This window comes from Kitasatospora sp. NBC_00458 (genome assembly GCF_036013975.1).
GTDB lineage: Bacteria > Actinomycetota > Actinomycetes > Streptomycetales > Streptomycetaceae > Kitasatospora.
Genome location: NZ_CP107904.1, coordinates 569765 through 590654 on the forward strand (window position 1 = coordinate 569765; position 20890 = coordinate 590654).

Consider the following 20890-nt stretch of genomic DNA (forward strand, 5'->3'; position numbering starts at 1 on the left):
CCACGCGGCCGGGAGGGACGAACCGGATGACCAGCACCGCGACCGCAGGACCACCCCTCGACGCACTCGACTCCCCGCGCCGGGCCAGGGCCGCCATCGCCCTCGTGTTCGCCGTGCACGGCGCCGTCAGCGGCACCTTCGTCAGCCGGATCCCCTGGATCCAGGACCGGCTCGACCTCTCCCCCGGCCAGCTCGGCCTGGCCCTCGTGATGCCCGCCGTCGGCTCGTCCCTCGCCATGCCGCTGGCCGGCCGGTTCGTCCACCGGTACGGCGGCCGGGCGGCGGTCCGCGGCCTGCTCTCGCTCTGGTGCCTGGTGCTCGTGCTGCCGCCCGTCGCCCCCTCGCTGCCGGTGCTCTGCCTGGCCCTGCTGGTCTACGGGGCCAGCGCCGGCATGGCCGACGTGGCCATGAACGCCCAGGGCGTGGAGATCGAACAGCGGCTGGGCCGGTCGATCATGTCCGGACTGCACGGCATGTGGAGCGCCGGCGGGCTGCTGGCCGCCGGGTTCGGCATCCTCGCCGCCCACCAGGACCTCGACGCCCGGCTCCAGCTCGGCGTCACCGCCCTCGTCCTGCTGGCCGTCGCCCAGCCGGTCTGCCGCTCGCTGCCCGACCTGCGGGCACCGGAGGAGACCGAGGCGCCGCCGCGGTTCGCGCTGCCGCCGCGCAGCTCGCTGGTGATCGGGCTGGTCGGATTCTGCGCGGTGTTCGCCGAGGGCGCCTCGATGGACTGGAGCGGCGTCTACCTCAAGGACGTCACCGGCGCCTCGTCCACCGTGGCCGCCGCCGCGTACACCGCCTTCGCCCTGACCATGGCGGTCAGCCGGCTCGCGGGCGACGCGGCGATCCGGCGGCTCGGAGCCGTCCGGGCCACCAGGATCAGCGGCGCGATCGCCACCGCCGGCGGCCTGCTGGTCGTCTTCGCCGACCGCCCGGCACTGGCCGTCCCGGGGTTCGCCCTGATCGGGGTCGGCGTCGCGGTGGTGGTGCCGCTGGCCTTCGCGGCCGCCGCCCGGATCGGCGGCAACCCGAGCCAGGCCATCGCGGGCGTCGCGACCGTCACCTACACCTCCGGCCTGATCGCCCCCGCGATCGTCGGCGGACTCGCGCAGGCCACCTCGCTGCCCGTCTCGTTCGGGGTGGTCACCACGCTCGCCTTCGCCCTGCTGCTGAGCGCGGGCGCGCTGCGCCGGGCGGAACCGGACCCGGCCGCCGGATCCCCGAAGGGCGTCGCCGCGGCGGCACCGGAGAGCCCCTCCGGGGCTGCCCTGACGAAGATGTGACGCGGGCTCGGCGGCGGATCCCCGCCGAAGCCACGGACCCACGAACCCACGAACACCGCGGAGCCGCGGGGCCCACCCGTTCGCGCCCCGCGGCTCCGCGGTGCCGCCGGACGCCCCCGGACACGCCCCCGCGCGAGCGAATGAGTGCACGGATCCACGAAATCTCCCCTCTTCCCGCACAACCATCCCGGCCCCGGCGCCGTCGAACACCTCGTCGCACCCCGGACGTTCCGGCGGCGACCGCCCGGTCCCACACCGGGTGAACCGAACACGGCACCGAGAGGGCACCATGACCACCACCGACCACCTTCCCGCCCAGCGAACCCGCCGCACCGTCCTCGGACGCGCCGCCGCGTCCGCGGTGGCCGCCGCCGCACTGGCCGTCACCGTCCAGTCCTCCCCCGCCCACGCGGCCGACTCCGCGCAGTTCCGGATCACCAACCTCGCCGTGGGCAAGTGCCTGGAGGTCGCCGACTGGCGCATCGACGACGGCGCCCCCATCCGGATGTGGTCCTGCACCAGCGGCAACAACCAGGACTGGTACTGGACCGACCGCGACGAGCTGGTGAACGTCCGCAGCGGCAAGTGCCTGGACATCCCCGGGCTGAGCACCGACCAGGGCGTCCAGGCCGTCCTGTGGACCTGCAACGGAGGACGCAACCAGGCTTGGAGCGACGCCAACCGCCTGCACAGCGGCAGCCGCACTATCGTCAACCTCAACAGCGGCCTCAACCTCGACGTCAAGGGTGCCAACCCCGCCGACGGCACTGCCGTCATCCAGTGGGCCCCCAACAACGGCTACAACCAGGCCTGGGCGTACTCGCCGTTCCCGCCCGGCCCGCACAACTGACCGACGGCCGCCCTCCCCCACTCGCGCAACCACCCCCACCGCAGGAGGAACCATGGGCACCACCCGCCGCGTCCTCGCCGCCCGTCTCGGATCCGCCGCCGTCCTGGCCGGGGCACTCGCCCTGGCCGTGCCGGCGGCGCCCGCCGGGGCGGCGGACACCACCCCCTTCGACCTCGACTCCGCCGCCACCGGCAAGTGCCTGGAGGTCGCCGACTGGCGCACCGACAACGGCGCCCCGGTGCGGCAGTGGACCTGCACCGGCGGCGCCAACCAGAAGTGGGTCAGGACCGACCGCGGCGAGTTCGTCAACGTGAACAGCGGCAAGTGCCTGGAGATCCCCGGGTACGGCACCGCCTGGGGCATCCGGGCCGCCCTGTGGACCTGCAACGGCGGGCTCAACCAGACCTGGACCGAGACCGTCGTCCACCACAGTGGCATCCGCACCCTGACCAACGGTCACAGCGGCCTGCTGCTCGACCTCGTGGGCTCCAGCGCGGCCGACGGGACCCCGGTGGTCCAGTGGGGGAAGAACGACGGCCTCAACCAGGTCTGGTTCTACACCCCGTGGCCCGCCGGCAGCGTCCGCTGACGCTCACCGACAACCGACCACCGACAACCAACAACCGACAACCGGCCGCCCGCACGGCCGCCCGCACGGCCGGGCGGCCCCGCGGACGGGCGGACGGCACCCCCCGCGCCCCGGCGGACCCCGCCTCCCGGGAGCCCGGAACCGACGGCGGCCCCGGCCGCCGCGGCCGGGCCGGGGGCACCGGTCTACCGGGCGGGGCGGCGGCCCCGACCCGGGCGGGAGGCGGGCGAACCCACCTCCCGGGCCGGTCGCGCACCCGGTTAGGCTCGGAGCGTGCCCGCACCCGTGACACCCCCGCCACCCTCCGACCCGGCCGAGCCCGGCCCCGCGCCGTCCGCCCCGGCACCGACGGACGCCGCACCGACCGCTCCCGTACCGACCGAACCCGCACCGACCACCCCCGTACCGACCGAACCCGCGCCGACGGGCCGGCCGGCGCGCTCGGCCTGGCTGCGGCTGGCGCTGCTGCTGGCGGTCCTCGCCGCGGCGGCCGGCTCGCTGCTGCTGTGGAGCCCGACCGCACTGCTCGACGGCGGACTCCCGGCCGGGGTCCCGGGGTACTGGCTGGCCCCCGCGTTCGTCGGGGTGTACGCACTGGCCACGGTGGCGTTCTTCCCCCGGCCCGCCCTGAACGCGGCCGCCGGCCTGCTGCTCGGCGTCCAGCAGGGCGTCCTGCTCGCCGTGCTCGGCACCACGCTCGGCGCGGCGGCGGCGTTCGGACTGGCCCGCCTGCTCGGGCGCGACGCGCTCCGCCCCTACCTGCGCGGCAAGCTGCTGCTCGCCCTCGACCGGCGCTTCACCGACCAGGGGTTCCGCAGCGTGTTCCTGCTCCGGCTCTTCCCCGGGCTGCCGTTCCAGGCGGCCAACTACGGCGCCGCGTTCTCCGCGGTCCGGTTCCTGCCGTTCATCTCCGCCACCGCCCTCGGGGTCACGCCGATCACCGCGGTCTACGTCACGGCCGCCGCCTCCTCCCGCGAGCCGGGATCGGCGGCGTTCCTGCTCTCGGCCGGGGCGATCGGGGTGCTCTGCCTGGTGAGCGGGGTCACGCTGGGCCGGGCGGCCCTCCGGAGGCGGCGCTCGGCCGCGGTCTGAGCGCCCGGCGCCCGACCCGCCGCGCCGGGCGCGCCGGACGAACCGATCCGCTCGGCCGCCCGGGGGGCACTGTCGGTGGTGTGTGAAATCGTTCCCGCATTGTTGACAGAAGGTCAATTACGCGGTGACCGAGACCGATATGGTCTACGCGCGCAACCGTACGCCGGGCCCCGGCGTCGCAACTGGTGCCCGGGTCCGCCCGGGCACCCGGCGCGGCACGACTCGTACGGCGGTCGCGAGCGGGCACGGTACCGGTGATCAGTGCGATACTCGGACAGTTCCGACGAGTGGATGACGTGTCAAAAGGACACGCGCACCGGGGGACCTGTACGGAACGAGGCAGGGAGGCGCGGCATGGGAGCACTTCGCGACGAGCACCACAACGGGTGGCTGATGCCCTCCGGGAACTACCCGGCCGCGGTGTACGACGACGAGTGGGTCGAGCAGGAGACGGTGCCGTCCTCCCCCGCCCCCACGAAGATCGTCTCCCTGCGGCCGACCGGATTCGAGGCCGCACGCACGGTCGGCGAGCACATCCGGGCCAGTATCCCGGTGGTCATGGACCTCACCGAGATGGACGAGGCGGAGGCCAAGCGCATGGTCGACTTCGCCTCCGGTCTGATCTTCGGCACCCGCGGTGGCATCGAGCGGATCGCCCGCCGGGTGTTCCTGCTGACCCCGGCGGACGTCGAGGTGATGGTGATCGACCGGCCGCTGGACGAGACCGGCTTCTACAACCAGAGCTGACCGCAGCAGCACCGGGACCGGGGACGGCGAGCGCCGTCCCCGGTTTTTTGCTGCCTCCGGCCCGACGCTCCGCGCCTCATCTGCATCACCGAAAGATATTATGAGACATCCATGTCTCATTCGGAGTACACTCGCTCCATGGCCACCGATCGTGACTCCGTTCTCGAAGCCGCCGTCGGCGTACTCTCCCGCCGCCCGACCGCCCACCTCGACGAGATCGCCCGCGGCGCGGGGATCAGCCGCGCCACCCTGCACCGGCTCTTCCCCGGCCGTGACGCGCTGATCCGCGAGGTCGGCCTGCTCGGGCTCCGCCGGTTCGGCGCCGCGCTCGACACCGCCGCCGTCGACGAGGGCGACGCCCAGGCCGCGCTGCGCCGCCTGGTCGACGCGGTCGTCCCCGACGCCGCGCTCTGCGCCTTCCTGGCCGGCGAGAACCAGCTCTACGACGACGCCGACATCAACGACCTCTGGGACGCCCAGATCGACCGGATGCACACGCTCTTCCTGCGCGGGCAGCAGCAGGGCGTCTTCCGGATCGAGCTCTCCGCGGCGTGGCTGAGCGAGGCCTTCTTCGACCTGGTGGCCGGCATCGGCTGGGCCATCCAGGACGGCCGGCTCGCCCCGCGCGACGCCGCGTTCTCCCTCACCGAGCTGTTCCTCGGCGGCGCGCTCCGCAGCCCGCGCCCGCACTGATCCCCACCTTCCACGCACCTCGGACCGGAAACCGGACACCGATACCCATGAGCAGTACCGTCCACCTCCGCCCCCGCCAGCGCTGGACCGGCCTCGCCGTCCTCGTCCTGGCCGTCACCCTGGTCGCCGTCGACGCGACCGTCCTCTCCCTCGCCATCCCCTCGATCAGCGAGACCCTGCGGCCCAGCGGCACCCAGCTGCTCTGGATCGGCGACGCCTACTCCTTCGTCCTCGCCGGCCTGCTGGTCTCGATGGGCTCGCTGAGCGACCGGATCGGCCGCAAGAAGCTGCTGCTCATCGGCTCCACCGCGTTCGGCGCCGCGTCCCTGCTCGCCGCCTACGCGCCCAGCGCCGGCTGGCTGATCGTCGCCCGCGCACTGCTCGGCGTCGCCGGTGCCACCATCATGCCGTCCACGCTGTCGCTGATCCGCTCGCTCTTCCCGGACGACCGCGAGCGGGCCACCGCGATCGGCATCTGGGGCGCGGCCGCCACCGCGGGCGCCGCGCTCGGCCCGGTGGTCGGCGGCGTGCTGCTGGAGCACTTCTGGTGGGGCTCGGTCTTCCTGCTCAACATCCCGGTGCTGCTCCTGCTGCTGGTGCTCGGCGCCTGGCTGCTGCCGGAGTCGAAGGACCCGAACCCCGGCCGCTGGGACGTGCTGAGCGTGCTGCTCTCGCTCGTCGGCGTGATAGGCGTGGTCTACGCGATCAAGGAGGCCGCCGCCCACGGCCTCGCCCGCTGGGACGTGCCGGTCACGGCCGTCCTGGGCGCGGCGGCGCTGACCGTCTTCGTCCGCCGGCAGCTGCGGCTGGACACCCCCCTGCTGGACGTCCGGCTCTTCACCGACCGCCGCTTCACCGCCGCCGTGCTGGCCTCGCTGACCGCGCTGATCGGACTCTCCGGCGTCGTCTTCGTGACCTCGCAGTACCTGCAGCTGGTCCGCGGCTACCCGCCGCTGAAGGCCGGACTGGCCGAGCTGCCGGCCTTCGCCGGCGCGGTGGTCGGCGGCCTGCTGACCGCCAGGCTGGTCCGCCGCACCGGCGCCCGCACGGCGCTGACCGCCGGACTGCTGACGATGGGCGCCGGGATCGGCATGCTCGGCTGGATCCAGCAGGACACCACCTACCTGGTGCTGGCCGCCGCCTTCCTGCTGGTGGGCACGGCCGAGGGCGTGGTCTACACGCTCGGCGCCGACCTGGTGCTGAGCGCCTCCCCCGCCGACAAGGCCGGGGCCGCGTCGGCGGTCTCCGAGACCGCCTACGAGCTGGGCACCGCGCTCGGCATCGCGCTGGTCGGCTCGGTGGTCGGTGCGCTGTACACGGGCCGGCTGGTGGTGCCCGCCGGAGCGGACCCGGCGGCCGCCGCGCAGGCCGGGGAGTCCCTGGGCGGCGCGGTGGAGGCCGCGCACGGGCTGCCGGAGACGCTGGCCGGGCCACTGCTGGCGAGCGCCAGGGGCGCCTTCGTGCACGGCGTCAACGTCGCCGCGATCCTGGCCGGCGTGCTGCTGCTGGGTGCGGCCGTGCTGTCCTGGCGGCTGCTGCGGGGGCTGCCCGGCGCGGCCCCGGCCCCGGCCCCGGAGCAGGACCGGCCGGAGGACCGGAAGGAGCGGACCCTGGAGGAGACCGGGGTGCGGTGACGGCAGACCTGCGGGGCCCGGTCCGGTGCGGACCCGGGCCCCGTCGGGCCGGGGATCGTCCGACGGTTCCCGCCGCACGCGCGGCACCGGCTAGCCTGCGCGCCGGGCCCGTTCGAGCACCACCGCGCGGAGGTCGCGCAGCTCGATCAGGTGCCCGCCGTCCGCGGTGAGCAGCTCCAGGCCCACCCGCCGGACCTCCTGCTCCTCCTCGCGGGTCGTCCACCGGTGCGCCCGCCACCGCAGCTCGGACCAGAGGTAGGGTTCGACGCCGCCGTCCCTGAGGAGCACCGCGCCGCGCTCGTAGCAGTACAGCGAGGGCTTCCGGCCGCCCGCCCGGTGGCGCCAGAGCACCAGCGAGACGAGCAGGGCCGGTCCGGCGACCAGGACGGACCCGACCCCGAGGACGCCGTGGGCCAGCTGGAGCACCCCGGGCGGCGACAGCAGGAGCGTCGGCGCCGTCACCACCAGCGCCGAACCGCGCTCGGAACCGCGGTCGGTCTCGCAGGAGAGGAAGCGGCCGTAGCCGCCGCACCAGGCGCGGTCGGCGACCGCGTGCGGAACCCTCGCCATACCCCGCCCCTCCCCCGCCCCGATCCCATCGTGCCCGGCCCAGGCCCCGGCCCCGGCCCAGGCCTGGGCCCCGGCGGCGCCCCGGCCCGCGTCAGACCGTCCCGAACGGGAGCTCCAGCTCCGCCCAGACCACCTTGCCGTCCCTGGTCAGCCGGCTCCCCCAGCGCTGGGCCAGCTCGCTCACCAGGAACATCCCGCGCCCGCCCTCGTCCTGCTCGGCGAAGGGGCGCAGCTGGGGCGTCTGGCCGCCGGCGTCGGCCACCTCCAGGGTGAGCACCCGGTCCCGGAAGAGCCGGAGCCTGCGCGGGGCGTCCGCGTGCAGCAGGGCGTTGGTGACCAGTTCGCTGACCAGCAGCTCGGCGTAGTCGGAGAGGCCGGACAGGCCCCAGGCGTCGAGCGTGGCGCGGGTGAAGCGGCGGGCCTTGCCGGGGAGCCGTCCGCCGCCGGTGAGCGGCAGGGTGGCGACCCGGTCGGCGGGCAGCGGCAGCACCCGGGCCATGATCATCGCGATGTCGTCGTCGGTGCCGTCGGTGACCAGCGCGGCGAGGACGGCGTCGCAGCTCTCCTCCAGGGTGCGCCCGGGGCCGGAGAGGGTGCTGGCGAACAGGTCGATGCCGTCGTCGAGGTCCTGGCCGCGCCGCTCGACCAGGCCGTCGGTGTAGAGCGCGACCATGGCGCCCTCGGGGAGGCTGAACCCGACCGACTCGAAGGCCACGCCGCCGACCCCGAGCGGCACGCCCGGGGGCACCTCGACGCGGCGGGCGGTGCCGTCGGGGCCGACCCAGACGGGCGGCAGGTGGCCCGCCGAGGCGACCTGCACGGTGCGCTCCAGCGGGTCGTAGACGGCGCAGATGCAGGTGGCGAACTGGCCCTCGCCGATGCCGGAGGCGGTCTCGTCCAGCCGGGTGAGCACCTGCTCGGGCGGCATGTCCAGGGTGGCGAGGGTGCGGGCGACGGTGCGCAGCTGGCCCATCGTGGCGGCGGCCCGGATCCCGTGGCCCATCACGTCGCCGACGACCAGGGCGACCCGCCCGCAGGAGAGCGGCACCACGTCGAACCAGTCGCCGCCGACCTCGCTGGTGACGCTGGAGGGCAGGTAGCGGTAGGCGATCTCCAGGCCCAGCGTGCGGTGGATCTCCTGGGGCAGCAGGCTGCGCTGGAGGGTGAGCGCGGTCTCGCGTTCGCGCCGGTAGAGGCGGGCGTTGTCGATGGCGAGCGCGGTGCGGGCGATCAGTTCCTCGGCGAGCGCGAGGTCCGCGGCGGTGAACGGCTCGGGGTTGCGCATCCGGATGAACTCGGCGCCGCCCAGCACCATGCCCCGGGCGATGAGCGGGAGCATCAGGTACGAGTGGATGCCGGCCTCGATGCCGGGGGCGACGCGGTCCTCGGAGGCGACCAGTCCGCGCAGCACCTCCTCGTCGACGTGGGAGCGCAGCAGCGGGCGGCCGCTGCGCAGGGTCTGGTTGTAGCTGCGGCCGGGGGCGTACTCGGTGACCTCGCCGACCGTGTCGACGGCGTGCACCAGGCCCGTCTCGTAGGACTCCCCGACGGCGACGGCGCGCAGCTGGACGGAGCGGTCCTCCGGGATGGGGGTGGGTTCGGCGCCGCGCAGCACCGTTTCGAGCAGGTCCACGGTGGCGAAGTCGGCGAACCGCGGGACGACGGCCTCGATCAGTTCCTCGGCGGTGCGCTGGAGGTCGAGGGTGGTGCCGATCCGGGCGGTGGCCTCGGCGATGGTGGTGAGGCGTTCCTGCGCGCGGGCGGCGCGGGCCTCGGCCTGGAAGCGTTCGGTGACGTCGATGATCGAGGAACAGACGCCGAAGACCCGGCCGGTGGAGTCCTCCAGCCGGAAGTAGGAGGCGGACCAGGCCCGGTCGCGGCGCGGGTCGCCGGGGACGCGGCCGTGCGAGCGGGCGTCGACCACGGGGCGGCCGGTGGCGAGCACCTGGCGCATGATCTGTTCGATCTCGGAGCTGTTGATGCCGGGCAGGACGCTGCTGATCCGGCGTCCGAGGTGGGCGGCGACGGGGACGCCGTTCATCCGGGCCAGCGACTCGTTCAGCCGTACGTACCGCAGATCGGTGTCGTAGACGGCCATCCCGATCGGGGACTGGCCGAAGATGCCGTCGAGGACGGCGAGGTCGGCCTCGACCCGGTGCAGGGCCGTGGTGTCGGAGGCGGTGGCGAGCAGCAGCAGGGTGCCGCCGGGGCCGGCGATCGGGTAGGTGCGGAACTCCAGCTCGACGGTGCGGCCGTCGCGGTGGCGGACCGCGAAGACGCCCGACCAGCCCTTGCCGCCCATGATGCGCTGGAAGAGCTCCAGCACCTCGGGGCGGTCGTCGGCGGCGGTGAGCAGCTGGGCGGCGTAACGGCCGACGGCCTCCTCGGCGGAGTAGCCGAGCAGTTCCTCGGCGTCCTCGCTCCAGTGCAGGATCAGACCGTCGTCCTGGAGCAGGGCGGTGGCGAGCGGAACGAGCCGATGGCCGTCCAGACGTGCGGAGGTGCCGCCCGGATCGTGGCCGGTGGCGTCGGTCGCGTCCCACTCGTGTCTCCGCATTCAGGCAGCACCCCGGTTCGGCTCGTGCCCGGCCGGGCGGGCCTCGCGGTCCGTGCCGGCCGGGGTTCTTCTCCAGACTGCACGGACATCGGCCGCCCGGCGACCCCTTGGTAAGGGGTTCGTCGGTCGATCTGGTGTACGGGCGTCATGGGCGTACCGGCCGCAGCGTACTCTCCAGAACGCCCGCCCACTGCCGGATCACTCCGGATCGTCGTGCACTGTCGTCGGTGAGCAGGTTGGCCAGGCCGAGGCCGCGCGCCATGTCGAGCGTCGCCTGGACGGTCTCGCGGACGCCGGGGACGCTCTCGTCGGCTCCCAGGAACTCGACGGCGGCGCGGTGCGCCTCGCGTCCGACGTGCCCTTCGAGGCCGATGATCCGGTCGCGCAGCGGTTCCTCGGTGGCGGCCGCGACCCACAGGTGGAGGGCGGCGCGGAACAGCGGGCCGGTGTAGAGGCGGACGATCATCCCGACGACGGCCTCGGTGCGGGCCGGGCCGTCGGCGGGCAGCTCGTCCGCGTGGGCGCGGACGGCGGCCAGCCGCTCGGCGGTGACGTGCTCGACGGCCGCGGTGAAGAGGTCCTCGCGGGTCGGGAAGTGGTGCTGGGCCGCGCCCCTGGAGACGCCGGCCCGTTCGGCGACCACGGCGACGGTGGAGCCGTTCCAGCCGAGTTCGGCGAGGCAGTCGACGGCCGCCGCCAGCAGCCGCGCCCGGGTGGCGCGGCTGCGGTCCTGCTGGGGGGCGCGGGCGGCGGGGTGCGTGGTCATCTGCGGTGGCGGTTCCTGTCCGTGCGGCGGTCCGGCGTCGGGGGTGGGCCAGATCCTGCCAGACGGCCGCCCGGAGCGGGGTGACCGGTGGCGGTCCGGGGCGGGGAGCCGGGGGTGCGGGGTGGCCGGGGCGGGACGGTCGCCGGGGGCTCGGGGCGACCGGGGGCTCGGGGCCGTCAGCGGGCGGCCTCCCGGGCGCGCAGCTCGCGGCGGAGGATCTTGCCCGCCGGGGACTTCGGCACGACCTCCAGGAACTCGACCGCGCGGACCTTCTTGTAGGGGGCGACCTTCCCGGCGACGAAGGCCGCCACCTCCTCCTCGGTGAGCGCGCTGCCGGGGGCCCGCACCACGAACGCCTTCGGGCACTCGGTGCCCTCGGCGTTGCGCACGCCGATCACCGCCGCGTCGGCGATCTGCGGGTGGCTGAGCAGCAGCGCCTCCAGTTCGGCGGGCGCGACCTGGTACCCCTTGTACTTGATGAGCTCCTTCACCCGGTCGACGATGTGCAGGTAGCCGCGTTCGTCGACGAAGCCGACGTCGCCGGTGTGCAGCCAGCCGTCGGCGTCGACGGTGGCGGCGGTGTCCGAGGCGCGGCCGAGGTAGCCCTTCATCACCTGCGGGCCGCGGATCAGCAGCTCGCCGCGCTCGCCGGGTCCGAGGTCCGGGTCGCTGCCGTCGAGGGCGGCGACGCGCAGCTCGGTGGAGGGGACCAGCCGGCCGACCGAGCCCGGCACCGGGTCGGTCTCGGTCGGGGAGACCAGGTGGCTGACCGGGGAGAGCTCGGTCATGCCGTAGCCCTGGAGGATGTGCGGCAGACCGAGCCGGCGGGCACAGGCCTCGGCGAGGTCGCCGTCCAGGGGCGCGGCGGCGCAGAGCAGGTACTCCACCGAGGAGAGGTCGTACCGGTCGACCACCGGGTGCCTGGCCAGGGCGAGGGCGATCGGCGGGGCCACGATCAGGGCCTGGACGCGCTGCTCCTCGATGGTGCGGCAGAACTGTTCCAGGTCGAAGCGGGGCAGCACGACGACGGTGGCCCCGCACCGGAGCGGCTGGTTGAGCAGGGCGGCGAGGCCGTAGATGTGGAAGAAGGGGAGGACGGCGAGTACGCGTTCGCCCTCGGCCGGGCGGTAGAGGGCGTCGGTCTGGGCGAGGTTGGTGGCGATCGAGCGGTGGGTGAGCATGACGCCCTTGGGCAGGCCGGTGGTGCCGCTGGAGTAGGGCAGCACGGCGATGTCGGTGGCCGGGTCCAGGCTGATCTCGGGTTCGGGACCGGTGGAGGCGAGCAGGTCGGCGAGCGAGCGGTGGCCGGGTGCGCCGTCCAGGACGACGATCCCGGCGAGCGGACGGCCCTCGGCGGCGAGCTTCCCGGCGGCGGCGCGCGCGGTGGGCAGGAACGGCGAGACGGTGATCAGCCAGCGGGCCTCGCTGTCGGCGAGCTGTCCGGCCAGGTCGGCGGGGGTGGCGAGGGAGGAGACGGTGGTGACGGTGGCACCGGCCCGGGTCGCGCCGTAGCAGGCCATCGGGTAGCCGACGGAGTTGGGGCTGAACAGGGCCACCACGTCGCCCTGGCGGACGCCCGCCTCGGCGAGTCCGGCCGCGACCCGGCGGACGGCGTGTCCGAGCTGGGCGTGGGTGACGGTCTCCCCGGTGACGCCGTCGACCAGGGCGGGCCGGTCACCGAAGCGCCCGGCGTCGCCGAGGACGGCGTCGTGCAGGGGCAGATCGACGATGCCGACGTCCGGGAACTCGCTGTGGAACACCAAGGCGTGCCTCCTGTGCGGTAGTTGGCGCGGGGCAGGGCGGCCGGCGGGAGGTCCTGGACGACCGGCCGTACGGCGCGCACAGGAGCATACGGACAGTGGCCGGGTGATGCGTCGTAGTGACGAACGTTTGGCGGAGCGCGCGGGGCGCAGGAGACGGCGCGGTCCGTGAACGCCGAGGTCGGAGGGGCGGGGGCGCTGCGGGACGGTCAGATGCCAGAACGATGATGCGACGATCCGTTCGAGGCCTCGCGGTGGCTCCGCGGGTGCGCCGCGGGCGGGCCGCCGCGGGCCGGGCGTAGCGGCCGGGACGCGGCGGCGCAGCACGGCGCGCGGGCGGGCCGTCGGCCGCACCGCACGTCGGCAGGGCCTCGGTGGGGCCTCAGCAGGACATCAGTAGGACTTCGGGAGTCCGAGGGTGTGCTGGGCCACGTAGTTGAGCACCATCTCGCGGCTGACCGGGGCGACCCGGCCGACCCGGGTGGCGGCCAGCAGCGCACCGAGGCCGTACTCCTGGGTGAGGCCGTTGCCGCCGAGGGTCTGCACGGCCTGGTCGACCGTCCGGGCGGCCGCCTCGCCCGCCGCGTACTTGGCCATGTTGGCGGCCTCGCCGGCGGCCTGGTCGTCTCCCCCGTCGTAGAGCAGACCGGCCTTCTGGGTCATCAGCCTGGCCAGCTCGATCTCCACCGCGCACTGCGCGAGCGGATGCGCCAGGCCCTGGTGGGCACCGATCGGGGTCGACCAGACCGTGCGGGTCTTCGCGTACTCGACCGCCTTGCCGAGCGCCTGGCGGGCCAGGCCGAGGGAGAAGGCGGCCGTCATGATCCGCTCGGGGTTGAGACCGGCGAAGAGCTGGAGCAGCCCCGCGCTCTCGTCCCCGACCAGGGCGTCGGCGGGCAGCCGCACGTCGTCCAGGAAGACCTGGAACTGCCGCTCGGGCGCGACCAGCTCCATCGGGATCGGCCGGAACGCGAAGCCGGGGGTCTCGCGCGGCACGACGAACAGGGCGGGCCTGAGCTTGCCGGAGCGGGCGTCCTCGGTGCGGGCGACGAACAGGACGGCGTCGGAGTGGTCGATCCCGGAGACGAACACCTTGCGGCCGGTCAGCAGCCAGTCCCCGCCGTCGCGGCGTGCGACGGTGGAGATCCGGTGCGCGTTGGAGCCGGCGTCCGGCTCGGTGATGCCGAAGGCCATCCGGCGGCTGCCGTCGGCCAGCCCGGGCAGCCACCGGAGCTTCTGCTCCCCGGTGCCGTAGCGGGCGATCACGGTGCCGCAGATCGCCGGGGAGACGATCAGCAGCAGCAGGGGGCACCCGGCGGTCCCGAGTTCCTCCAGGACGATGGCGAGGTCGGTGATCCCGCCGCCGCCCCCGCCGTACTCGGCGGGCAGGTTGACGCCGAGGTAACCGGCCTTGCCGGCGTCGGCCCAGAGCTCGTCGGCGGGTTCGCCGGCGCGGGCCTTGGCCAGGTAGTACGCGGAGCCGTAGCGGGCGCCGAGGTCGGCGACGGCGCGGCGCAGCGCCCGGCGTTCGGGGGTCTCGATGAGCGGGCTGCCGGGGGCGGTGGTGCGCGGTGCGGACATGGCCTGGTCCTTCCGGGCGGGGTCGGGGCGGCGGCTCGGGAAGCGGGGCGGCGGGGCTGGGGGGCGGCGGGGCCGGGCGCGGCGGTGCCGGGCCTTCGAACGTCGGGATCGGGGCCTCGGGCCCGGTGACCGATGACCGGTGGCGGGTGGCGGGTGGCCGGTGGCCGGTGCTCAGGTGGCGGGCTGCACGACGGCGAGCAGGGCGCCCAGTTCCACCTGCTGGCCCGGGACGGCGCGGAGCTCGGCGAGCACGCCGTCGGCCGGTGCGGTGACGCGGTGCTCCATCTTCATCGCCTCCAGCCAGAGCAGCGGCTGCCCGGCCGTGACCGTGTCGCCGACGGCGGCGGCGGTCCGTACGACGGTGCCGGGCATCGGGGCGAGCAGCGCCCCCGGGTCCGTCTGCGCGGCGGGGTCGGGGAAGCGGTCCAGCGCGAGGAGCACGGTGGTGCCGGACGGGGTGTCGACGTACACGCGGTCGCCGTGGCGGGTGACGTCGAAGGTGCGGCGGACCGCGCCGGTGAGCAGCGTGACCCGCTCCGGCGAGGAGTCCAGCAGGACCGTGTCCGGGTGGCCCTCCGCCCGCAGGCCGTCGCGGGTGAACCGGTAGCGGACCTCCGACTCGGCGCCGTCGGACGTCCGGTAGCGCTTCACCTGCGGCTGGGAGGGGAGGTTGCGCCACCCCGACGGCAGGGCCGCCCGGCGGCCCGCCGCGTCGGCGAGGGCGGCGGCGAGGGCGGCGGGCGCCGGGTCCGCGGCCTGCGGTGCGGCCAGTGCGGCCTCGTGCTCGGTGAGGAAGGCGGTGTGCAGCCGCCCCGCCAGGAACTCCGGGTGGCGGAGTGCGCGGACCAGCAACTCCCGGTTGGTGACGGGCCCGTGGATGCGGGCCCGGGTGAGCGCGTCCGCCAGCCGCCGGGCCGCGGCCGCCCGGGTCGGCCCCCAGGCGACCACCTTCGCCAGCATCGCGTCGTAGTGCGCGGTGATCTCGTCGCCGTCACCGGCACCGGAGTCGAGTCGCAGCCCGCGTCCGCCGAACTCGCTGTGCGGGACGGTGAGTTCGAACCGGTGGAGGGTTCCGGTCGACGGCCGCCAGGCATGGCCCGGGTCCTCGGCGTAGAGGCGGGCCTCGATCGCGCAGCCGACCGTCTCCGGGGCCGGTCCGGCCAGCCGCCCGCCCTCGGCGACGGTGAGCTGGAGAGCCACCAGGTCGAGGCCGGTGACGGCCTCGGTCACCGGGTGCTCCACCTGGAGGCGGGTGTTCATCTCCAGGAAGTGGAACCGGCCGTCCGGCGCGAGCAGGAACTCCGCCGTCCCCGCGCCGACGTACCCGGTCGCCCGGGCGGCGGCGACGGCGGCCTCGTGCAGGGCGGCGCGCACCTGCGGGTCCAGGCCTGGTGCGGGCGCCTCCTCGATGACCTTCTGGTGCCGCCGCTGCAGGGAGCAGTCCCGGTCGCCGACCGCCCACACCGTCCCGTGCGCGTCGGCGAGCAGCTGGACCTCGACGTGCCGGCCCTCGGGGAGGTAGCGCTCGCAGAACACCTCGTCCGAACCGAAGGCCTTCGCCGCCTCCGCACCGGCCGCGGCCAACTCCCCTTCCAGGTCGGCGAGTCGGCGCACCACCCGCATGCCGCGGCCGCCGCCGCCCGCGGCCGCCTTCACCAGGAGCGGCAGGTCGGCCTCGGTCGGCTCGGCCAGGGCCTCCAGCACGGGCACACCGGCCTTCGCCACCAGCTCCTTGGCGGTCGTCTTGGAGCCCATCGCGGCGATGGCCTCCGGTCCCGGGCCGACCCAGACGAGGCCGGCCGCCAGCACGGCCCGCGCGAACCCGGCGTCCTCGGAGAGGAACCCGTAGCCGGGGTGGACGGCGTCGGCGCCGGTCGCGTGCGCCGCGGCGATCAGGAGGTCGCCGCGCAGGTAGGTGTCGGCGGGCGCCGCACCGGGCAGCCGGACCGCGGCGTCGGCCTCGCGGACGTACGGGGCTCCGGCGTCCGGGTCGGCGTACACGGCGGTGGTGGCGATGCCCAGCTCCCGGCAGGTGCGCAGGATCCGGCGGGCGATCTCGCCGCGGTTGGCCACCAGCAGGTGGGTGATCAGCACGTTGCCCCGCCTCACATTCGGAAGACGCCGTAGCCGGACGCGCCCTCGACCGGCGCGTTGTGGATCGCCGAGAGGCAGAGCCCGAGCACCGTACGGGTGTCGCGCGGGTCGATCACCCCGTCGTCGTAGAGCCGCCCGGAGAGGAATACCGGCAGCGACTCCGCCTCGATCTGCTGCTCCACCATCGCCCGGACCGCCGCGTCCGTGTCCTCGTCGTAGGGCTGCCCCTTGGCGGCGGCGGACTGCCGGGCGACGATCGACAGCACACCGGCCAGCTGCTGCGGCCCCATCACCGCGGACTTGGCGCTCGGCCAGGCGAACAGGAACCGCGGCTCGTACGCCCGGCCGCACATCCCGTAGTGGCCGGCGCCGTAGGAGGCGCCCATCAGCACGGACAGGTGCGGCACCCGGGAGTTGGCGACCGCGTTGATCATCATCGCGCCGTGCTTGATGATGCCGCCCTGCTCGTACGCCCGGCCGACCATGTAGCCGGTGGTGTTGTGCAGGAAGAGCAGCGGGACCGCGCGCTGGTTGGCCAGCTGGATGAACTGCGCGGCCTTCTGGGACTCCTGGCTGAACAGCACGCCCTGCGCGTTGGCGAGGACGCCGACCGGGAATCCGTGCAGCCGGGCCCAGCCGGTGGCCAGGCTGGTGCCGTAGAGCGGCTTGAACTCGTCGAAGTCGGAGCCGTCGACGATCCTCGCGATCACCTCGCGCGGGTCGAAGGGCACCTTGAGGTCCCCGGGGACGACACCCAGCAGCTCCTCCTCGGCGTACCTCGGCGGCTCGGCCGCCGGGTCCGCGCCGGGGCCCGTCCGGCGGTGGTCGAGCCGGGCGACGATCCGGCGGGCCAGGCGCAGCGCGTCCGGCTCGTCCACCGCGAAGTGGTCGGCCAGTCCGGAGGTGCGGGCGTGCATCTCCGCGCCGCCGAGGGACTCGTCGTCCGCCTCCTCGCCGGTGGCCATCCTCACCAGCGGCGGGCCGCCCAGGAACACCTTGGCCCGTTCCTTCACCATCACGGTGTGGTCGGACATCCCGGGCACGTAGGCGCCGCCGGCCGTCGAGTTGCCGAACACCACGGCCACGGTGGGGATCCCGGCGGCGGACAGCCGGGTGAGGTCGCGGAAGAGGGCGCCGCCGGGGATGAAGATCTCCTTCTGGCTGGGCAGGTCGGCGCCGCCGGACTCGACCAGGTTGACCAGCGGGAGGCGGTTGGCGAGGGCGATCTCGTTGGCGCGCAGGGCCTTGCGCAGCGTCCAGGGGTTGGAGGCGCCGCCGCGCACGGTCGGGTCGTTGGCGGTGACCACGCACTCGACGCCCTCGACCACGCCGATCCCGGTGACCAGCGCGGCGCCGACCGGGTGGTCGCTGCCCCACGCGGCGAGCGGGGAGAGCTCCAGGAACGGCGAGTCCTGGTCGACCAGCAGCTCGATCCGCTCGCGCGGCAGCAACTTGCCGCGCCCGCGGTGGCGTTCGACGTACTTGGGTCCGCCGCCGGCCAGCGCCTTGGCGTGTTCGGCGTCCAGGTCGGCGAGCTTGGCGACCATCGCGGCGCGGTGCTCCGCGAAGTCGGCGCCGCCCGGGTCGAGACGGGTGGGCAGGACGGTCACAGCAGTGCCTCCGGGATGTCGAGGTGGCGCGAGCGCAGCCACTCCCCCAGCGCCTTCGCCTGCGGATCGAAGCGGTGCTGGGCCGCCACGCCCTCGCCGAGCAGGCCGGCGATGGTGAAGTTGAGCGCGCGGAGGTTCGGCAGCAGATGCCTGGTGACGACCGACTCGGCTGTCTCGGGGAGGAGTTCGCGCAGCAGGTCGACCGTGAGGGTGTGCGCGAGCCAGCGCCAGCCGGGCTCGTCGCGGGCCCAGACGCCGAGGTTGGCGTCGCCGCCCTTGTCGCCGCTCCGGGCGCCCGCCACCAGGCCGAGCGGCGCCCTGCGGGTGGGACCGCCGGGGAGCGGCTCCGGGAGCGCGGGACCCGGCCCTCCGCCCGGACCGGACGCCGCGGCGGGCGGTGCGGAGGCGGGCGGCGCGGAGGCGGGCCGCTCCTCGGCGGGCAGCGGCGCACCGGGCGGACGGGCACCAGGCGGCGCCGTGGCGGACGGCGCCGTGGCGGACGCGGCCGTGGCCGACGGGGCCGTGGACGTGACGGCCACTCGGCGGCCGTCCGGCAGGACGGCGGTGTGCTCGACCGCCCCCGCCGCCACGGACACGGCCGTGAAAACCCCGTACGGCGCTCCCGGCCCGGGCAGCGCGGCCAGGTGGAAGCCCGGGTAGCCGGCCAGCGCCAGCTCCACCGCCGCCCTGCCGAGGTCCCGGCCGACCCGGCGGGCGTCCTGGTCCCGGGCGGTGAGCCGGAGCAGCGCCGAGGCGGTCTCCTCGGTCGCCGCGTCCGGGTGGTCGGTGCGGGCCAGGGTCCAACGCAGCTCGGCCGGACGGTCCGCGGGCGGCAGCGCGTCCTCCAACTGCCGCCGCGTCAGGGCCGCCTTGGCCTCGACGTCCAGCCCGGTGAGGACGAAGACCACCTCGTTGCGGAACCCGCCCAGCCGGTTGAGCCCGACCTTGAGCGTGGGCGGCGGGGCCTCGCCGCGCACCCCGTCGATCCGGACCCTGTCCGCCCCCTGCCGGGTGAGCCGGACGGTGTCCAGGCGGGCCGTCACGTCCGGCCCCGGGTAGCGCGATCCGGCCGTCTCGTAGAGGAGCTGGGCGGTGACGGTGCCCACGGTGACGGCGCCTCCCGTCCCCGGGTGCTTGGTGATGACGCTGGATCCGTCGGCGTGCAGCTCGGCGATCGGGAATCCGGGCCGGGTGACGTCGTGCTCGCGGAAGAACGCGTAGTTGCCGCCGGTGGCCTGCGCCCCGCACTCCAGCACGTGACCGGCCACGACGGCGCCCGCGAGCGCGTCCAAGTCGCCCGCGCCCCAGCCGAAGTGGGCCGCCGCCGGGCCGACGACCAGTGCGGCGTCGGTGATCCGGCCGGTGACCACCACGTCGGCACCGGCCGTCAGGCACTCCGCGACGCCGAACCCGCCGAGGTAGGCGTTGGCGGCCAGCAGCCCCTCCGGGAGGCCGAGTTCGGCGCGGCGCGCCAGCAGGTCGTCCCCCTCGACGTGCGCGACGGCCGGGTCAAGCCCCTGCTGTTTCGCCAACTCCCTGATCGCGTCGGCCAGTCGGGCCGGATTGAGGCCACCCGCGTTGGTCACGATCCTCACCCCGCGCTCCAGTGCGAGACCGAGGCACTCCTCCATCTGCCGAAGGAAGGTCCTGGCGTAGCCGAGCGAGGGGTCCTTGAGCCGATCGCGGGCCAGGATCAGCATGGTCAGCTCGGCCAGGTAGTCCCCGGTGAGCACGTCCAGCGGCCCGTCGGCGAGCATCTCCCGCACGGCCGAGAAGCGGTCCCCGTAGAACCCCGACGCGTTGCCTATCCGCAGCACCGGACGCTCCGCCGGCCCCGATTCCACCCTCGACTCCACGCGCGCGCCTCCCGACCGGTGGGCCCGATGTTCGCCGTCGGTGAGCAGGTTGGCACCGTGGGACAGAAAAAGCAATCACGCCTGCTTGTTTTCACCGCCTTCGATCCGCCTTCGATCCGCCTTCACTCCCCCATGGGCCGACCGGCGCCGGGTGTCCGTTCGCAGGTGACGTGGCGGATGCACCGCCGGCCTCGACGCCCTGGACCGCTACGGCTCCACTCCGTCCGCTCCGCCTCGGGGGGCTGCGCCCGCCGCGTGACCCGAACGCCCCGAGCTCGACGACCTCGACGAGGACGACGAGGAGTGGACGGCACCGGAAGCCGGACGGCCCCGGCGCCGTCCCGCCGGGGTCCTCCGGGCGGTCCGGCGCCGGAGGGTGGCGCCTCCACCCCCTGGAGCCGCCGCTCGGACCGGGCGGCATCCGGGCCGGTGGCGATCACGCGGTCCGTGTCGCGCGTCAGCCGGTGGATCCCGGCACCACCAGACCCGATTCGTAGGCGATCACCACCGCGTGGGTCCGGTTCTGCGCACCGAGCTTCGTCAGCACGTTCCCGACGTGCGTCTTCACCGTCTCCAGGCCCACCATGAGCGACTGCGCGATCTCCGGGTTGGACAGGCCGGTGGCCACCAGCCGCAGCACCTCCTCCTCCCGCTCCGTCAGCGCCGCGCTCGGCAGCGCCTCGGCGGAGCCCATCGGACGGGCGGCGACCATCCGGCGCAGGGCGGCCGGGAAGAGGATCGCCTCCCCGGCCGCCACCACGCGCACCGCCTCGGCGATCTGCCGGACCGGAAGCCGCTTGAGCACGAACCCGCTGGCCCCCGCGCTGAGCGCCGCCGTGACGTACCCGTCGTTCTCGAAGGTGGTGATCACCACGACCTTCGGCGGTCCGGCCGTCTCGGCCGGCTCGGCAAGGAGCCGACGGGTGGCCTCGATCCCGTTGCACCTCGGCATCCGCACATCCATCAGGACCACGTCCGGCCGCAGTCGCCGCGCCTGCTCGACGGCCTCGACGCCGTCGGCAGCCTCTCCGACCACCGCGATCCCCGGCTGCGCCGCGAGCAGGGTGCGCAGACCACTACGGGTCACCTCGTCGTCGTCCGCGATCAGGAGGGTGACGGGGGCGTGGTCGGGGCCCGCGACGGGGGCACGGTCAGGGCTGGTGGCGGCGGGGCGGGAGCCCGCGCCCGTCACCGCGGCCGTCACCGCG

General features: G+C 74.9%; 16 protein-coding genes. 7 read left to right on the forward strand and 9 right to left on the reverse strand.

Annotation, left to right across the window (positions count from 1 at the left end; genetic code table 11):
• The first annotated feature begins 26 nt into the window (after positions 1 to 26).
• The 7 genes from OG550_RS02355 (at position 27) to OG550_RS02385 (ending at position 6888) form a co-directional block, all read left to right on the forward strand.
• Positions 27 to 1283 carry an MFS transporter gene (locus OG550_RS02355; RefSeq protein WP_327673942.1) on the forward strand — a complete coding sequence of 419 codons (1257 nt, stop codon included), beginning with the start codon at positions 27 to 29 and terminating at the stop codon, positions 1281 to 1283.
• A gap of 289 nt (positions 1284 to 1572) precedes the next feature.
• The gene (locus OG550_RS02360; protein WP_327673944.1) at positions 1573 to 2133 is read left to right on the forward strand and encodes an RICIN domain-containing protein; all 561 of its coding nucleotides are present in this window, start codon (positions 1573 to 1575) and stop codon (positions 2131 to 2133) included.
• A gap of 52 nt (positions 2134 to 2185) precedes the next feature.
• Complete coding sequence (locus OG550_RS02365; RefSeq protein WP_327673946.1) at positions 2186 to 2722, forward strand: RICIN domain-containing protein; 537 nt, start codon at positions 2186 to 2188, stop codon at positions 2720 to 2722.
• A 273-nt stretch (positions 2723 to 2995) separates the two neighbouring features.
• The gene (locus OG550_RS02370) at positions 2996 to 3814 is read left to right on the forward strand and encodes a TVP38/TMEM64 family protein (RefSeq protein ID WP_327673948.1); all 819 of its coding nucleotides are present in this window, start codon (positions 2996 to 2998) and stop codon (positions 3812 to 3814) included.
• 354 nt (positions 3815 to 4168) lie between these two features.
• Positions 4169 to 4561: a cell division protein SepF gene (locus OG550_RS02375; protein ID WP_327673950.1), complete on the forward strand. Its 393-nt coding sequence runs from the start codon at positions 4169 to 4171 to the stop codon at positions 4559 to 4561.
• Positions 4562 to 4699: 138 nt separating this feature from the next.
• On the forward strand, positions 4700 to 5254 hold the full coding sequence (locus OG550_RS02380; protein WP_327673952.1) for a TetR/AcrR family transcriptional regulator: 555 nt from the start codon (positions 4700 to 4702) through the stop codon (positions 5252 to 5254).
• A 47-nt stretch (positions 5255 to 5301) separates the two neighbouring features.
• Positions 5302 to 6888 (forward strand): MFS transporter, encoded by a 1587-nt coding sequence (locus OG550_RS02385; RefSeq protein WP_327673955.1) that lies wholly within the window; start codon positions 5302 to 5304, stop codon positions 6886 to 6888.
• Positions 6889 to 6978: 90 nt separating this feature from the next.
• On the opposite strand, the gene OG550_RS02390 is transcribed toward OG550_RS02385, so the two are convergent.
• The 9 genes from OG550_RS02390 to OG550_RS02430 form a co-directional block, all read right to left on the reverse strand.
• On the reverse strand, positions 6979 to 7458 hold the full coding sequence (locus OG550_RS02390; protein WP_327673957.1) for a hypothetical protein: 480 nt from the start codon (positions 7456 to 7458) through the stop codon (positions 6979 to 6981).
• A gap of 91 nt (positions 7459 to 7549) precedes the next feature.
• Positions 7550 to 10015, reverse strand: coding sequence for a SpoIIE family protein phosphatase (locus OG550_RS02395; protein WP_327673959.1), 2466 nt, complete (start codon positions 10013 to 10015; stop codon positions 7550 to 7552).
• A 145-nt stretch (positions 10016 to 10160) separates the two neighbouring features.
• Positions 10161 to 10781, reverse strand: a complete 621-nt coding sequence (locus OG550_RS02400; protein WP_327673961.1) for a TetR/AcrR family transcriptional regulator — start codon at positions 10779 to 10781, stop codon at positions 10161 to 10163.
• Positions 10782 to 10957: 176 nt separating this feature from the next.
• Positions 10958 to 12544, reverse strand: a complete 1587-nt coding sequence (locus tag OG550_RS02405; RefSeq protein ID WP_327673963.1) for a 4-coumarate--CoA ligase family protein — start codon at positions 12542 to 12544, stop codon at positions 10958 to 10960.
• 390 nt (positions 12545 to 12934) lie between these two features.
• Positions 12935 to 14122 carry an acyl-CoA dehydrogenase family protein gene (locus OG550_RS02410; RefSeq protein ID WP_327673965.1) on the reverse strand — a complete coding sequence of 396 codons (1188 nt, stop codon included), beginning with the start codon at positions 14120 to 14122 and terminating at the stop codon, positions 12935 to 12937.
• Positions 14123 to 14293: 171 nt separating this feature from the next.
• Positions 14294 to 16213 (reverse strand): ATP-binding protein, encoded by a 1920-nt coding sequence (locus OG550_RS02415; RefSeq protein WP_327683656.1) that lies wholly within the window; start codon positions 16211 to 16213, stop codon positions 14294 to 14296.
• 14 nt (positions 16214 to 16227) lie between these two features.
• Positions 16228 to 17826, reverse strand: coding sequence for an acyl-CoA carboxylase subunit beta (locus OG550_RS02420; protein ID WP_327673966.1), 1599 nt, complete (start codon positions 17824 to 17826; stop codon positions 16228 to 16230).
• The gene (locus OG550_RS02425) at positions 17823 to 19583 is read right to left on the reverse strand and encodes an acyclic terpene utilization AtuA family protein (protein WP_442906126.1); all 1761 of its coding nucleotides are present in this window, start codon (positions 19581 to 19583) and stop codon (positions 17823 to 17825) included. The genes OG550_RS02420 and OG550_RS02425 overlap by 4 nt, the downstream gene beginning before the upstream one ends.
• A 556-nt stretch (positions 19584 to 20139) precedes the next feature.
• The gene (locus OG550_RS02430; protein ID WP_327683658.1) at positions 20140 to 20790 is read right to left on the reverse strand and encodes a response regulator transcription factor; all 651 of its coding nucleotides are present in this window, start codon (positions 20788 to 20790) and stop codon (positions 20140 to 20142) included.
• Positions 20791 to 20890: the final 100 nt, after the last annotated feature.